10 protein-coding genes, 2 tRNA genes and 3 pseudogenes are annotated in these 14,029 nt (G+C 69.8%); 6 read left to right on the top strand and 9 right to left on the bottom strand.

Features of this window, described 5'->3' with window-relative positions; translation table 11 throughout:
• The first annotated feature begins 316 nt into the window (after nt 1-316).
• Nucleotides 317-1,117, top strand: a complete 801-nt coding sequence (hisN, locus tag KUM44_RS23105) for a histidinol-phosphatase (protein ID WP_217210550.1) — start codon at nt 317-319, stop codon at nt 1,115-1,117.
• Nucleotides 1,118-1,255: 138 nt separating this feature from the next.
• The gene (locus tag KUM44_RS23100) at nt 1,256-1,648 is read left to right on the top strand and encodes a cyclic nucleotide-binding/CBS domain-containing protein (protein ID WP_217210548.1); all 393 of its coding nucleotides are present in this window, start codon (nt 1,256-1,258) and stop codon (nt 1,646-1,648) included.
• A 70-nt stretch (nt 1,649-1,718) separates the two neighbouring features.
• On the opposite strand, the pseudogene KUM44_RS23095 reads toward KUM44_RS23100, so the two are convergent.
• Nucleotides 1,719-1,871: pseudogene (locus tag KUM44_RS23095) on the bottom strand (catalase-related domain-containing protein); the annotation flags it as partial.
• Between the two features lie 212 nt (nt 1,872-2,083).
• On the opposite strand from KUM44_RS23095, the gene KUM44_RS23090 reads away from it, so the two are divergent.
• The 3 genes and pseudogenes from KUM44_RS23090 to KUM44_RS45615 form a co-directional block, all read left to right on the top strand.
• Nucleotides 2,084-2,500: a Fur family transcriptional regulator gene (locus KUM44_RS23090; RefSeq protein WP_217210543.1), complete on the top strand. Its 417-nt coding sequence runs from the start codon at nt 2,084-2,086 to the stop codon at nt 2,498-2,500.
• 148 nt (nt 2,501-2,648) lie between these two features.
• Nucleotides 2,649-3,434: pseudogene (locus KUM44_RS23085) on the top strand (ABC transporter ATP-binding protein); the annotation flags it as partial.
• 1 nt (nt 3,435) lies between these two features.
• Nucleotides 3,436-4,202, top strand: a pseudogene (locus tag KUM44_RS45615) (hypothetical protein); the annotation flags it as partial.
• A gap of 48 nt (nt 4,203-4,250) precedes the next feature.
• On the opposite strand, the gene KUM44_RS23080 reads toward KUM44_RS45615, so the two are convergent.
• The 4 genes from KUM44_RS23080 to KUM44_RS23065 all read right to left on the bottom strand — a co-directional run bounded on the left by KUM44_RS23080 (nt 4,251) and on the right by KUM44_RS23065 (nt 9,833).
• Nucleotides 4,251-4,324, bottom strand: a tRNA-Met gene (locus KUM44_RS23080).
• Between the two features lie 257 nt (nt 4,325-4,581).
• On the bottom strand, nt 4,582-6,501 hold the full coding sequence (locus KUM44_RS23075) for an SEL1-like repeat protein (RefSeq protein WP_217210542.1): 1,920 nt from the start codon (nt 6,499-6,501) through the stop codon (nt 4,582-4,584).
• Between the two features lie 228 nt (nt 6,502-6,729).
• A tRNA-Met gene (locus KUM44_RS23070) sits at nt 6,730-6,803 on the bottom strand.
• 57 nt (nt 6,804-6,860) lie between these two features.
• Nucleotides 6,861-9,833, bottom strand: a complete 2,973-nt coding sequence (locus KUM44_RS23065) for a UPF0182 family protein (RefSeq protein ID WP_217210558.1) — start codon at nt 9,831-9,833, stop codon at nt 6,861-6,863.
• Nucleotides 9,834-9,997: 164 nt separating this feature from the next.
• Between KUM44_RS23065 and KUM44_RS23060 the strand changes: the two genes are divergently transcribed.
• Nucleotides 9,998-10,540, top strand: coding sequence for a PPA1309 family protein (locus KUM44_RS23060; RefSeq protein ID WP_217210541.1), 543 nt, complete (start codon nt 9,998-10,000; stop codon nt 10,538-10,540).
• A gap of 93 nt (nt 10,541-10,633) precedes the next feature.
• Here KUM44_RS23060 and KUM44_RS23055 read toward each other — a convergent pair whose 3' ends face one another.
• The 4 genes from KUM44_RS23055 to KUM44_RS23040 all read right to left on the bottom strand — a co-directional run bounded on the left by KUM44_RS23055 (nt 10,634) and on the right by KUM44_RS23040 (nt 13,865).
• Nucleotides 10,634-11,731, bottom strand: a complete 1,098-nt coding sequence (locus tag KUM44_RS23055) for a PDZ domain-containing protein (RefSeq protein ID WP_217210539.1) — start codon at nt 11,729-11,731, stop codon at nt 10,634-10,636.
• A 92-nt stretch (nt 11,732-11,823) separates the two neighbouring features.
• Nucleotides 11,824-11,988, bottom strand: coding sequence for a hypothetical protein (locus KUM44_RS23050; protein WP_217210538.1), 165 nt, complete (start codon nt 11,986-11,988; stop codon nt 11,824-11,826).
• Nucleotides 11,989-12,158: 170 nt separating this feature from the next.
• A complete protein-coding gene (locus KUM44_RS23045) occupies nt 12,159-12,620 on the bottom strand; it encodes a molybdenum cofactor biosynthesis protein MoaE (RefSeq protein WP_217210535.1) in 462 nt (153 codons plus the stop codon).
• Nucleotides 12,621-12,746: 126 nt separating this feature from the next.
• A complete protein-coding gene (locus tag KUM44_RS23040) occupies nt 12,747-13,865 on the bottom strand; it encodes an SDR family oxidoreductase (protein WP_217210532.1) in 1,119 nt (372 codons plus the stop codon).
• Nucleotides 13,866-14,029: the final 164 nt, after the last annotated feature.

Raw genomic sequence — 14,029 nt, 5'->3', positions numbered from 1 at the left:
GCCCCCACCCACCCGCAGCGGTTTGGCAGGCCCAGGCACTTCCAGCCCGTCCGGCGCCTGAGACCGCCACCATCCCCAGCCCCCACCCACCCGCAGGCTCTTCGCCGGCCCAGGCACTCTCAGCCCGTCCGGCGTTTGAGGACGAGGCCCTTCGGGCCGATGGCGGGGTCTGGGGCGGCAGCCCCAGCGGGGTCGAAGGGGCGGAGCCCCTTCAAGGGATGGGACGGGTAGGGGCGGCGGGGGCGAAAAAAGGCGGGGGAACTTGATCGGCTGGGCCCGTAGCCCCACCCCGACCACGACAGATACCGTTCGTTCCATGCCGGACTACCTCGACGACCTCCGCCTCGCCCACGTCCTCGCGGACAACGCCGACGCCGCCACCATGGACCGCTTCAAGGCCCTCGACCTCAAAGTCGAGACCAAGCCGGACATGACCCCGGTGAGCGAGGCCGACAAGGCCGCCGAGGACCTCATCCGCGGCCAGCTGCAACGCGCCCGCCCGAGAGACGCGATCCTCGGCGAGGAGTACGGCATCGAGGGCACCGGCCCCCGCCGCTGGGTGATCGACCCCATCGACGGCACCAAGAACTACGTACGCGGCGTCCCGGTCTGGGCCACCCTCATCGCCCTGATGGAGGCAGCAGAGGGCGGCTACCAGCCGGTCGTCGGCGTCGTCTCCGCCCCGGCCCTCGGCCGCCGCTGGTGGGCAGCCAAGGGCCACGGCGCCTTCACCGGCCGTAGCCTCTCCTCCGCGACCCGGCTGCACGTCTCCCAGGTCTCGAAGCTGACGGACGCCTCGTTCGCGTACTCCTCGCTCAGCGGCTGGGAGGAGCAGGGACGACTCGGCGGCTTCCTCGACCTCACCCGCGAGGTGTGGCGCACGCGCGCGTACGGCGACTTCTGGCCGTACATGATGGTCGCCGAGGGGGCCGTGGACATCTGTGCGGAGCCCGAGCTGTCCCTGTGGGACATGGCCGCCACCGCGATCGTCGTGACGGAGGCGGGCGGCACCTTCACCGGCCTCGACGGCCGCCCCGGCCCGCACAGCGGCAACGCCGCCGCCTCGAACGGCCTCCTGCACGACGAGTTCCTCGGATACCTCAACGAGCGCTGCTGAACGCCCTCTTGTTGACCCCCTCTTTGCCTGCCACTCTGAGAGTCCCCCCACTTGTGAATTTGTGAAGAATTCAACAGGCGCCTCCGGCGCCGGGCATGAACAAACGGTGCGGGGGCACTTCAGGAGGTGGCTCCATCCATGCTCGTACGTGACGCCATGAGCACCGTGGTCCTCACCATCGGCCCCACTCACACCCTTCGCCAGGCCGCCGCGCTGATGTCCGCCCGCCGGATCGGCGCGGCCGTGGTCCACGACCCCGACGCCGGCGGCATCGGCATCCTCACCGAACGCGACATCCTCAACTCCGTCGGCCTCGGACAGAACCCGGACACCGAACGCGCCCATGACCACACCACCAACGACGTCGTGTTCGCCACCCCGTCATGGACCCTGGAGGAGGCGGCCCGCGCCATGGCGCACGGCGGCTTCCGGCATCTGATCGTCCTGGATCACGACGAGCCCGTGGGCATCGTCTCGGTACGCGACATCATTCGCTGCTGGGCACCCGCACGGCAGCACGTGCCGGCCTGACCCCGCACGACGGGCCGGGTCCCCGAAGGAACCCGGCCCGTCCGCCACGGCAAGCGGTCCAGTGCTGGAGTCAGCCGCGCAGGTCCTGGACCGCGGCCTCCAGCCGCTTGCCGAAGTCATCGTCCGCCCGGCGGAAGGCGTCGATGGCGCGCTCGACCACACCCTCGCGCGAGACAGGGTCGACGGCACCCGCCAGGTCGGTGATCAGGCGCTCCTGCTCCGCGACGAGGACCGTGCCACGGTGAGCGGCCCCTGGGGCACGCGCGCCTCCTGCGTCGTTCGAGCAACTCCGGCCCCCTGCACGTCAGCCAAAGTCGATCCCGCTCCCGACCCTGATCCCGAGCCCGATCCTATACTGGACTTCATCCAAATCAAGCCTTGCTCCAAAGTCACACCCATTCGGAACCTGGTCCCTCTGCTGTTAAGGTGTTCTCCATGAGTGACCTTCTGGAACGGCTGCGCGGACGCGGATGGCGGATGACCGCGCAGCGGCGCGTCGTGGCCGAGGTCCTCGCCGGTGATCACGTCCATCTGACGGCCGACGAGGTGCACGCGCGAGCCGTGGCCAAGCTGCCCGAGATCTCCCGCGCGACCGTCTACAACACGCTGGGCGAGCTGGTCAGCCTCGGCGAGGTGCTCGAGGTCTCCACCGACAAGCGCGCCAAGCGCTACGACCCGAACGCCCACCGCCCCCACCACCACCTGGTCTGCGCCCAGTGCGGCGCGATCCGGGACGTGCACCCGACGGGCAACCCCATGGCCGACCTCCCCGACTCCGAGCGCTTCGGCTTCACGGTCTCGGACGTCGAGGTGACCTACCGCGGCACCTGCCCGAACTGCGCGAAGGCCTAGGCCCTTTCGCCACCCCCTTCGAGCCCCGGCACCGGTGAGTGCCGGGGCTTTGCGCTGCCCACGTGCTGGCGGGATTCCCGAATCTGACGGCCAGACATATGGTCGACGGCACCCACACGCCCGTTCCTCACTCCTCGAGGAGACCGAAGTGGGAGAGCCGTACCCCAAACTGAGAGCAACCCACCTGACGCCCGCCTTCGGCCGAACCCCCCACACCGTCCACGCCCTCGGCCCCCTCGATCTGACCGTCGCGCCCGGCGAGTTCGTCTGTGCCGTCGGCCCTTCCAGCTGCGGCGGCAAGTCCACCCTGCTGCGGATCGCCGCGGGACTGCTCCGCCCGAGCACCGGCACCCTGGAGATCCGGACGACCAGTGCGCGGCCGGCCGCCATGATCTTCCAGGACTACGGCATCTACGACTGGAAGACCCTCCGCGCCAACGCCCGCTTCGGCCTGGACATCCAGCGCGTCCCGCGCCGTGAGGCCAACACCCGTGCCGACGACTGGCCGGCCCGCATGGGCCCGTCGGCCTTCGCGGCCGCCTACCCGGCCACCCTCTCCGGCGGCATGCGCTGGGGGTCCCCCAGGCCCTTTAGGCACTGGGGAGCGTGGCCATCGCCCGTGCACTGACCGTGGAGCCCGAACTGCTGCTGATGGACGAGCCGTTCGCCGCGCTCGACGCCCAGCTGCGCACGATCCTCCAGGACGAGCTCCTCGACATCACCCAGTCGCTGCGGACGACCACGCTGTTCATCACCCACAGCCCGGAGGAGGCGATCGTCCTCGGAGACCGGGTGCTGGTGATGTCCGCACGCCCGGGCCGGATCATCGCCGAGCATCGTCCGCCCTTCCCCCGTCCGCGCACCGGCGACATCCGCGCCCCCCGAGTTCACCGCGTTGAAGAGCGAGCTTTGGGATCTGCTGCGGAAGGAGGCGGCTGAAGGTCCTCCCGACCCCGGACGCACTGCCCCTGCTGGCCAAGGGGGACATCGACGCACCTGTGGGCGGCCCCGGAGACGGCCGTCATGAACGGCGTCAAGGGCGGCTTCGACATCAAGTGGGTCGCGGCGAACTTCTCCCCCGACCCGAAGTCGAAGAGCGGCCTGTGGGTGCGCCTGAAGGAGGGCGAGAGCGCGAGCCGCGTCGCCATGGCGGGCCGCAGGCTGGGCACGATGATCGGCAAGGGCTCGGTGATCGCGTACCCCGTGGAGAAGGCACTGGAACAGCACGGTCGCGGCCTGGCCGACATCCAGTACCAGCAACTCGGCTCGGCCGACGTCCTCACGGCCCTACAGAACGGCGGCGTCGACTCCGCCTGGCTCCTGGACCCGGTCCGGCGCAAGGTAGGACCGCCGACAGGGCTACGCCTTCCTCGGCGGCCAACCCCAGGGCGAACCCCTCGGCGGCATGCTGTACGGCCGCACGCTGCTCCAGGACGACATCGACGCCGGCGTCACACTCCACTACCAGCAGGATGCGACCTTCGTCACATACCTGTCGAAACTCCTGAAGTCAGACGTATCCATCCTCCAGTCCACCCCATCCCTCCGCATGGACTGGGAAATACGCTCCGGCACGACGACCCGACCCGGCTCCAGTCGGACACGAGGCCCAGGGTGTGGCGGAGGGAACCCCCTACCGGAGTCACGGACGGTGAACCGAACCCTGTACGAGGAGGCGGTGGGCCACGTCCCCTCTCGGTAAAAGCACCTGGGGCCGGAACCCTTACGGATTCCGGCCCCAGGCCTTCAGTAGCGGGGACAGGATTTGAACCTGCGACCTCTGGGTTATGAGCCCAGCGAGCTACCGAGCTGCTCCACCCCGCGTCGGTGAACGCAACATTACGTCAACCGTGCTGACAGAGCAAATCGCTTACTTTCAGCCCGTCCGGATCTTTCAGCCCGTCCGGCGTTTGAGGACGAGGCCGCAGGCCGAAGCGGGGGTCCAGGGGGCGGCAGCCCCCTGGCGGGGTCGAAGGAACGGAGCCCCTTCAAGGGATGGGACGGGTAGGGGCGGCGGGGGCGAATCAGCGCGACGGCAACCACGCAGCACCCGGCCCCCAAGAGCCCCGCCCACAGCGAGGTCACGCCGACAACTCCTCCCGCAGAGCGTCCCGCAACCGCGCCGCCCGCTCCGCAACCTCCCGCGGCCCCAACGCCACCGCCCGATCAGCCCACCGCTGCCCCTCGGCCAGCTCCCCGCGACGCGCGTAGACCAGAGCGAGCCGCAACGCCGACCGCCCATGCCCGGCATCCGCCGCCCGCGTCCACCACACCGCGGCCTCCGGCTCACTTCCCTCCCGAGCCAGCAGCAGCCCCAGATTGAACGCCCCGTTCCGCGACCCGGCCTCGGCGGCCGCCCGGTACCACCGAGCCGCCTCCACGACATCGCCCCGCGCCGCCGCGAGCATCCCCACCCGCACCTGTGCACGCCGATGCCCCTGCGAGGCCGCCCGCTCGTACCACTCCTCGCACTCGGTCTTCTCGTGCACCGTCTCCCCGAGCTCATGCGCGGGCTCCGGCGGCCGACGGGCGTCCAGCACTGTCGCCAGCCGGTACGCGGCCTCCCCGCTGCCGGCCCCGGCCGCGCGCCGCAGATGCCGCTCGGCGGCATGCTCGTCACCGTCCCGCAACCGCGCGATCCCGACCTGGAGCGCCGCCTCCGTGTGCCCGGCGGCCGCGGCACGCTCGTACCACCGCAGCGCGGCCCGCTCCTCGCCCCGCCCGGCGTGCAGGATCCCCAGGTTGAACGCGGCGTCCACGCTGCCGGCCTCCGCGGCCTTGGAGAACCACGGCTCGGCGCCCGTCGCGTCCCCGCCTTGCAGCAGCAGGATCGCCAACGCGTTCGCGGCCTCGCGGTGCCCGGCGTACGCCGCCCGCCGGTACCACTGCTCGGCCTGTGCCGTGCGGCTCTGCTCGGCGCAGAGCAGCCCGAGGTTGTACGCGCCGTTCACATCGCCGGCGTCCATCGCGGCCCGGTACCAGCGCTCGGCGGTCTGCGTCTCGCCGCGCTCGGCGTGCAGCGCGCCCAGCGCGTTGGCCGCGTTGCCGTCGCCGTCCTGCGCGGCCCGCAGCCACCACACGGCGGCGCTCTCGGTGTCCCCGGCGTCGCGCAACAGGAACCCGAGCGCGCAGGCGGCCCGCGCCTCACCGTCCTTGGCGGACGTCAGATACCAGCGCCCGGCCTCCTTGAGCTCCCCGCGCTTCTCGAGGATCGCCCCGAGATGCAGTGCGGCCCTGCGGTGCCCGCGCGCGGCGGCCTGGCGGTACCACTGCGCGGCCTCGTCCAGCAGCGGTTCGCTCGGCGCGACACCGTTGTCGGATCCCTCCTCGCCCGTGCGCACCGCCTGCCGGTCCAGCGCACGCGCCAGCCGGTACGCCGCCTCCCGGTGTCCGCGCTCGGCCGCGGCCCGCATCCACCGCTCGGCCCCGTCGTCGCTGCGGTGCTCCAGCAGATCGGCGAGCGCGTAGGCGCCCAGCGCGTGTCCCTGCTCGGCGGACTGCCGCAGCCAGTACTCGGCGGCGGGCTCGTCGCCCCGCTCACGGTGATGGCGTCCCAGCGCATGCGCGGCCGCGGCCGACCCCGCGACCGCGGCGATCCGCCACCACCCGGCGGCGTCGTCGGCGTATCCGCGCTGGTGCAGAAGGACGCCCAGGTTGTTGGCTGCGGCCCGGTCGCCCGCGGCGGTGGCGGCACGCAGATGGGGCTCGGCTCCGTCGAGGTCACCGCGGCGCAGCCGCATGGCCCCCAGAACGCTCATCGCCTCAACGTCACCGGCCTCGGCGGCGAGCAGCTGCCGGGCCTCCTCGGCGGCCACCCCGGTCTCGTCCGGGTCCGTCGGCCGGTCGAGGGTGAACTCGCCCTCCGGCTGCGGGAAATCGCCGACCGGCTGCGAGGCACCGTCCGTCGGCCGCGCCAAATCGCCCGTCGGCTGCACAAAGTCGGCAGGCTGCACAAACCGCCCTGTCTCCAACAGAGTTGCCTTGTCCCCCATAACGTCCATCGTCGCACCACCTGCAACCTGGGTACACCTGGTATACCGCAGCCAGTGAGGTCACTTCAGCGTTTTGTCGACATGCCCACAGAGAGACAAGTCAAACACAGTTATCCCAACTCCCCACGGCGGCGCGACCGTCCCCCTGCCCGGCACAAGCGTTCGCACGCCACGAAGGCCCGGATCCTCTGGAGGATCCGGGCCTTCGCTGTCGTACGAAATGTTCGCCGACTTCAGTAGCGGGGACAGGATTTGAACCTGCGACCTCTGGGTTATGAGCCCAGCGAGCTACCGAGCTGCTCCACCCCGCGCCGTTGTTCAGCAACCGTATCACGGCGCGGGGTGGGCTATTCGATCAACCGCCGTCCCTATCCGCTGGTGGGACTGCCGGACGGGCTCGGGCTCGAACTCGGGCTCGGGCTGGCACTCGGACTCGCACCGCCGCCACCGCCACCGCCGCTGCCGCCGGTCTTGTCCGCCTGAGCCTGGGCGTCCTCGGCCCGCTTCAGTGCGTCCTCGAGGTCCTCCTGCGCCCGGCCGTACGCCTCCCAGTCGCCCTTCTTCAAGGCCTCCTGGCCGGCCTCGAAGGCCTTCTGGGCGTCGTTGAGCGCGTCCTGGACGTTCGGGTTGCTGGACGTCGGCGGAGGTGTCGTACCGCCGCCGTCCTCGCCCTCGTCGGGTGGCTCTGTGGTCGGGCCCTCGGCTCCGAAGACCTTGTTGAGGGCCTCGCCGAGGGTGTCCTCGAAGGCGGTGGTGCCGCCGTAGGAGACCAACACCTTCCGCAGCAGCGGGTACTTCAGTCCGCCACCGCGTACGTAGACCGGCTCCACATAGAGCAGTCCGCCGTCCAGCGGAACCGCCAGCAGATTGCCGTACTCGACCTCCGAGTCGCCGCCTCTCAGCAGCCTGATGGTCTCGGCGATGTTCTGTTCGGAGTTGAACTGGCTCTGGACCTGACTGGGTCCGTTGACCGTGGTGTTGGTCGGCAGTTTCAGAACTCTGATCTTGCCGTAGTCACTGGTGCCCGCCTCGGCGTCGACGGCCATGAAGGCGCTGAGGTTGTCCCGGCCGTTCGGTGTGAACGTCGTCGTCAGCGAGAACGCCTGCGCCTGCTGGTCGGGCATCTTCATGCTCAGGTAGTACGGCGGCACCGCGCTGCCCGACTTGTTGGTCGGGTCGTCCGGCACCTGCCAGACCTCGCTGCCGCTCAGGAACGTCGTCGCGTCCTTCACGTGGTAGCGGGTGAGCAGCTCGCGCTGGACCTTGAACAGGTCCTGCGGGTAGCGCAGATGCGCCATCAGGTCCTTGGAGATCTCGCTCTTGGACTCCACCGTGCCGGGGAAGGCCTTCATCCAGGTCTTCAGGACGGGGTCCTTGGTGTCCCACTGGTAGAGCTTGACCTCGCCGGTGTAGGCGTCGACGGTCGCCTTCACCGAGTTGCGGATGTAGTTGACCTGGTTCTGCTGGGCCACCACCGCACGGTTGTTGTTGGTGGCGGTCAGCGAGTCGGCCGTCGTGTCACCGAGGGTCGTGCGGGACGAGTACGGGTAGCCGTTCGTCGTCGTGTACGCGTCGACGATCCACTGGATGCGGTGGTTCACCACCGCCGGGTAGGCGTCGCCGTCGATGGTCAGCCACGGGGCGACGGCCTCGACGCGCTCCTTGGGCGTGCGGTTGTACAGGATGCGCGAACCGTCGCCGATCGCACCGGAGTACAGGATCTGCGGCTCGCCGAACGCCACCGCGTACGCGGCCCGGTTGACCGGGTTGGAGAGGCTGACACCGCTGTCGGCCTTGTAGCTGTAGGTCTTCTCACCGCTGTCGTCGGAGTAGTCGATCTCCTTCTGGGGACCGCCGACGATCGAGTACATGGTGGTCTTCTCGCCGTAGTAGACCCGCTGCTCGTACGTCCCGAGGTCGCCCTTGGACGGCAGGTCGGACTCGGTGAAGTCCGGTCGGCCCTGGGAGTCGGCGTTGGTGCCCTCGGCGGCGACCACGCCGTAGCCGTGGGTGTAACGGAAGTGGTCGTTGATCCAGTTCCGCTTCGGAATGCCGTTGAGATTGATCTCACGCAGACCGATGACCGTGTCCTGGTCCTTGCCGTCCTTGCTGTACCGGTCGACGTCCAGGTTGGTCGGGAACGCGTAGTAGTTCCTGATCTGCTGGAGCTGCTGGAACGTCGGCGAGACGATGTTCGGGTCCAGGATCCGGATGCTCGCCGCTGCGTCCACGTCGTCGCGCAGCTTGGTCTTGTCCTCGGTCGTGCTCGTGCCCGGGTACTCGGTGACCTGCGCGCCGTCGATGCCGTACGCATCGCGCGTGGCCTTGAGGTTCTTCTCGACGTACGGCGCTTCCTTGGCCTGCTCGTTGGGCTGGACCTGGAACTTCTGGACGATCGCGGGGTACAGGCCGCCGATGAGGATCGCCGAGAGCACCATCAGGCCGAAGCCGATGACGGGCAGCTGCCAGGTGCGCCGCCACAGGGTGGCGAAGAACAGCAGCGCGCAGATGACGGCGATGCAGAACAGGATCGTCTTGGCCGGCAGATAGGCGTTGGCGTCGACGTACCGCAGGCCCGTCCAGTTGTCGGTGGCCTTGAAGTCGCTGGACTTCACCGCGAGCCCGTACCGGTCGAGCCAGTACGCGACCGCCTTCAGGGCGACGAAGATGCCGATGAGGACCGACAGATGGCCGGTGGCCGCGGCGGTGGCGCGGGCGCCCGGGCTGGTGATGCGCAGCCCGCCGTACAGGTAGTGGGTGAGCGCGGCGGCGATCACGGAGAGGATCGCGGCGGCGAAGCCGAAGCCGAGCAGGAACCGGTACCAGGGCAGGTCGAAGGCGTAGAAGCCGACGTCGAGGTGGAACTGGGGGTCCTTCTCGCCGAAGGGCACGCCGTTGACCCACATCAGCCAGGTGCGCCACTGGCTGGAGGCGGAGGCCCCGGCGATCAGGCCGACCAGGGCGGTGATCGCGAGCAGCAGCCACTTCTTGTACGGCGCGATGCCCATGCGGTAGCGGTCGAGGCTCTGCTGCTCCATCGACATGGCACTCAGCGGCGGGCGCAGCCGGTGTGCCAGCCAGATGTTGAAGCCGACCGCGACGGCCATCAGCAGACCGAAGACGAAGAAGAGTCCGATCTTCGTCCACAGCGTGGTCGTGAACACCGACGAGTAGTTCACCGACCGGTACCAGAGCCAGTCCGTCCAGAAGCCCGCGAACATGGTGAAGGCCATGCCGAGGACGGCGAGGACGCCCAGTGTCATGAGCAGCGTCCGGACCCGCCGGGACGGGCGGCCCACTCTGATCCGTGGCCCGGTCGGGCCTCCGCCGCGGTCCGGCATCTGGAAAGCCAAGGTTCGCACCCCGAGGTTCGCTGTTGATCCGTCAGGCCCGCGTCTTCGTGGACCCCTCGTGGTCCCCCGTGATCGCGGGCCCACACCTATGCAACTTACTCACCGTTTACTCAGTTCCCGATTCCGCCCAGGAACGAGAGAGGATTGTGACCATGTCCAACACTCCCATGGCGGCGAGCCCGCTCACCCGGGCCGTTCTCGAGATCGACGAGTACGCCTCCGGCCTCGGCTGGGACCAGCCCGCCCGCCTCTTCGCCCTCGTAGACACCGCACGGCTGCGGACCCAGGAACCCGGCCTCGCCGCCCAGCTCGGCCTGGGGGACGAGCAGGAGTCCTCCGGCCTGACCCCGATCGAGCAGGACGAGATTGAAACGGGCAAGGCGCTCGATGAGTTCCTCGGCACCATCGCCTGGCCCGACGCGGTGGTCGGCTGCGCGCTCACCGTCGAGCGCCTGATGCTGCCGCCGTCCGCCGAGGCCCAGGTCCCACAGGGCCTGAGCGACGCCAAGCTCGCGAAGTGGGTGGCGGACCACCCCGACCGTCAGGAGGTCCGCATGACGGTCGCGGTGCTGCGCGACGGCGCCCGCGAATCGGCCCTGCGCCTGCGCGAGAAGGACACCCCGACCGAGGTCCTCACCGGCCCGGACCTGATCCCGGGTCTGGCGGAGGCGCTGGCGGCGACGTTCGAGGACTGAGGTCTTCCGGTACGACACCGGAGCTCGTACGGCAGTGGGGGCGCCCTTGTGATGAAGGGCGCCCCCACTGCCGTGTGCTCAAGGCCTGCTCGCTCAGCTCTTGGTCGTGCACTCCGGCAGGCCGGCGGTGTCGCCGGAGCGGATGTCCTTCAGGGCACCGAGGGCGTCGTCGATGGTGCCGACCTTGACCAGGGTGAGCCCGTCGGGGACGTCCCTGGCGGCGGTCGCGCAGTTGTCGGCCGGCGTGAGGAAGTACTGGGCGCCCTTGTCGCGGGCGGCGATGGTCTTCATCTCGATGCCGCCGATGGGCCCGACCTTGCCCTCGTCGTCGATGGTGCCGGTGCCGGCGACGAACTTGCCGCCGGTGAGGTTGCCCGGGGTGAGCTTGTCGTAGAGCCCGAGCGCGAACATGAGGCCGGCGCTGGGGCCGCCGACGTCGGCGAGCTTGATGTCGATGGTGAACGGGAAGGTGTGGTCGGTCCCGGCGGAGATCCCGACGATGGCGCGCTTCTCGCTGCTGTCGTCGGACTGTGCGGTCCTGATGGTGACCTTCTCGGTCTTCGTCGGCGTCCTGCGCTCCTTCTCCGCGGCGGCCTGCTCCTTGGCCGGCACGATCGTGAAGACGACGTCCTGGCCGGGCTTGTGCTTGGTCACCAGCTTGGCGACGTCGGCGGGCTCCTTCACCGCCGTACCGTCGACGGACTTGATGACGTCACCGGCGTGGAGTTCGCCCTCGGCCGGCGTTCCCTTGACGACGGTCGAGACGATCACCCAGCTCTGCACCGGGATGTCCAGCGCCTCCAGGGCGGCGACCTTGGCGCTCTCCTGGGACTGGCTGAACTCCTCGGCGTTCTCCTGGGTGGACTGCTCCTCGGTCTTGCCGTCGGGGTAGAGGGTGTCATGCGGGACGACCTTGTTGTCGTGCGCGAGCCATCCGTAGACGGCCTCGACCAGGTTCATCTTGTAGTCGGCGCCGGTGACCCGGACGGTGGTCATGTTGAGGTGCCCGGAGGCCGGGTAGGTCTTGTGGCCGGAGACCTGCAGCACCGGCTCGCCGTCGTGATCGCCGAGCGTGTTCACCGTCGGCCCCGGGGACATCTCCGAGTACGGCACGGGGATGAAGACTCCCGCGCACAGGAGCGCGATCAGCATCAGGGTGGAGGCGAGCATCGTCGCGGTGCGGCGTGGCATGCAACGACAGTACGTGACGGTCCTGTCAGTGCCCCGTCAGGGCCGTCTGACCGTGCTCCGTCAGGGCCGCGGGCCCGGCCCCGGCGCCCTGATCAGGTGCGGGAGGAGGGCTTCTCCATGGCCGCTCGGAAGCGGGCATAGCCGTCGAGCTCCGGCCCGTCACCGCGCGCCTTGCGGGTGCGGTTGGCCCAGCTGCCCCACAGACCGGCACAGACCGCAGCCACAAGCGGAATCAGCAACCAGGCGAGCGCCGCCATGCCGTCCTCCCGTCCCCAATGAGTGACCGCAAACTGACTGATCAGCAGATTAACCGCTGGCACTGACAACGCTCATGCCAGGGGTGCGGTTACGCAACCGGAGTGGGGTGGACGGGTGCTGGGAGCCTGTTTCCGGAGGACCTGTCGGGCGAGCTTGTGGGGCGGACCGCTCAGCAGGCGCCGACCCACTCCTCCGTCCCGTCGGAGAACTTCTGGTGCTTCCAGATGGGCACCTCGTGCTTGAGATCGTCGATCAGCTTGCGGCAGGCCTCGAAGGCCTCGCCACGATGGGGACAGGAGACGGCCACGACGACGGCGAGATCCCCGACCTGGAGGTCCCCGACGCGGTGCACGGCCGCGAGCGCCCGCACCGGGTACTCGGCGACGACCTTCTCGGCGACCCGCCGCATCTCGGCCTCGGCACTGGGGTGGCAGGAGTACCCGAGCTCATCGACATCGACACCCCCGTCGTGGTTCCGCACGGTCCCCACGAACAAGGCGGTCCCCCCGGCGGCGTCGTCCCCGACGGCCCGGAAGACCTCGTCCACGGTGAGGGCCGTCTCGCGGATGCCGATGAGCTTGACGGGGTCCTGAGCGCCCTGCTCACCGGGGTGGTCGTTGGTAGGTGCCATGGCCCCATCGTGCCCCACGCGCGTGGGGCCGGGAAATAGCATCATCGCCCGGCACGCGCGCGTACGGGTTTGGAGCCTCCTCCATGCGCGAGGCTCCTGCCTGCCGTCACGCGAGGCCCCACCCTCTCAGATCCGCCGTCGGGCCTTCCGTGCCCGCCGCACCACGGCCGCAGCGCCCAGCAGAGCCACCGTCGCTCCCGCGGCACCGGCCGCCGTCGCGTCCTTGCGACCGAGCCGCCGCCCGGCGACCGTGTGCCTGCCCGAGACCTCTTCCAGCAGCTCCGCGAGCACTTCCTCATTGGTCCACTGCGGTCGCCACCCCGCGTCATGGAGCCGGCTCCCGCTCACCACCCAGGGATACATCGTGTAGGCCAGGTCGCCGGCCGGAGAGGGGGTCAGTCCGATCCGATGCAGCCGGGCCGCAGCCCCCAGAGCGACCGCCGACGGCAGCTCCATGCGCCGGATCCCGCTGAGCTCCTCGACCTCCTCCTGCTCCAGCCATCCGTCGCATCCGACGGCGAGTTCCCCGTCGACCTTCTCCAGGACGGCGTACTCCAGGGCACTGCACAGGTCCTCGACATGGCAGAACTGCCAGGCAGGTCGCGACCCGGCGACGACAAGCAGCCGAGGTGACTCGAAGTACCTGGTCAGCGCGGTGTCGGTGCCGCCCACGAGTACCGCGGGCCGGACGACGGTCACATTAAGTCCCGGATGGGCACGGGGCGCCCTGCGCGCGAGGCGCTCGATCTCCAGCAGGTCCCCGACCCCGGTGGCCTCCGCCGTGGCCCGCAGCTCGGCGTCTTCGGACAGCGGCAGCTCGTTCTCCGGCAGCGCCCCGTAGACCATCGCCGAGGTGCACAGCACGACCCGGTGGATCCCGGCCGCCGCCGCGGCCGTCAGGACGGTCTGCGTCCCCCGAACGTTGTATGCCGTCCTGGCGGCGGAATCGGTCTCCAGATCGAGGTCGAGCGCCAGGTGGACGACCACGTCGGCGCCCCGCAGCTTGTCCGCGATGGCCGGATCCCGCACGTCCAGGATGTGCCACTGTGCCGCAGCGCACTCACCGCGCCGCTCGTCGATGGCGATGACCTGCTTGACCTCGTCGGACGCGACGAGCCGCTCCGTGAGCAGCGCGCCGATGCCGGACGCGGCACCGGTCACCGCGACGACGGGCCCGCGCACGCCGCGCGCGGAGGGGGTTGACTGGTTTCGCGCTGCGCGAACCTGCGGATCAGGGGAACTCACCGGGCGTCTCCAGCGGTTGTCTTCAGTACGAACGTGAGTGACGCGTACGTACCAGGTGGCATCCATCCTGCCGCAGGCCGAGAGTCGGCGAAGCACCGAGGCCCGATCGGCTCGCGGTGTCTACGCTGGGTGGTGTTATCGGGCAGCCGCGCCGCCGGTGCCAG

This window comes from Streptomyces sp. AC550_RSS872 (assembly GCF_019049285.1).
Lineage (GTDB): Bacteria > Actinomycetota > Actinomycetes > Streptomycetales > Streptomycetaceae > Streptomyces.
Note: the sequence above shows the minus strand (reverse complement) of the source record. Positions and strands in the feature narration are given on the sequence as shown.

Excerpts from the sequence above, each read along its gene's own strand:
- KUM44_RS23050 (WP_217210538.1), bottom strand. The coding sequence starts at position 11,988 with ATGGCGGCGCTCGCCTGGTTGCTGATTCCGCTTGTGGCTGCGGTCTGT.
- KUM44_RS23045 (WP_217210535.1), bottom strand. The coding sequence starts at position 12,620 with ATGGCACCTACCAACGACCACCCCGGTGAGCAGGGCGCTCAGGACCCC.
- KUM44_RS23060 (WP_217210541.1), top strand. The coding sequence starts at position 9,998 with ATGTCCAACACTCCCATGGCGGCGAGCCCGCTCACCCGGGCCGTTCTC.
- KUM44_RS23100 (WP_217210548.1), top strand. The coding sequence starts at position 1,256 with ATGCTCGTACGTGACGCCATGAGCACCGTGGTCCTCACCATCGGCCCC.
- KUM44_RS23075 (WP_217210542.1), bottom strand. The coding sequence starts at position 6,501 with ATGGACGTTATGGGGGACAAGGCAACTCTGTTGGAGACAGGGCGGTTT.
- KUM44_RS23065 (WP_217210558.1), bottom strand. The coding sequence starts at position 9,833 with ATGCCGGACCGCGGCGGAGGCCCGACCGGGCCACGGATCAGAGTGGGC.
- KUM44_RS23055 (WP_217210539.1), bottom strand. The coding sequence starts at position 11,731 with ATGCCACGCCGCACCGCGACGATGCTCGCCTCCACCCTGATGCTGATC.
- KUM44_RS23090 (WP_217210543.1), top strand. The coding sequence starts at position 2,084 with ATGAGTGACCTTCTGGAACGGCTGCGCGGACGCGGATGGCGGATGACC.
- hisN (WP_217210550.1), top strand. The coding sequence starts at position 317 with ATGCCGGACTACCTCGACGACCTCCGCCTCGCCCACGTCCTCGCGGAC.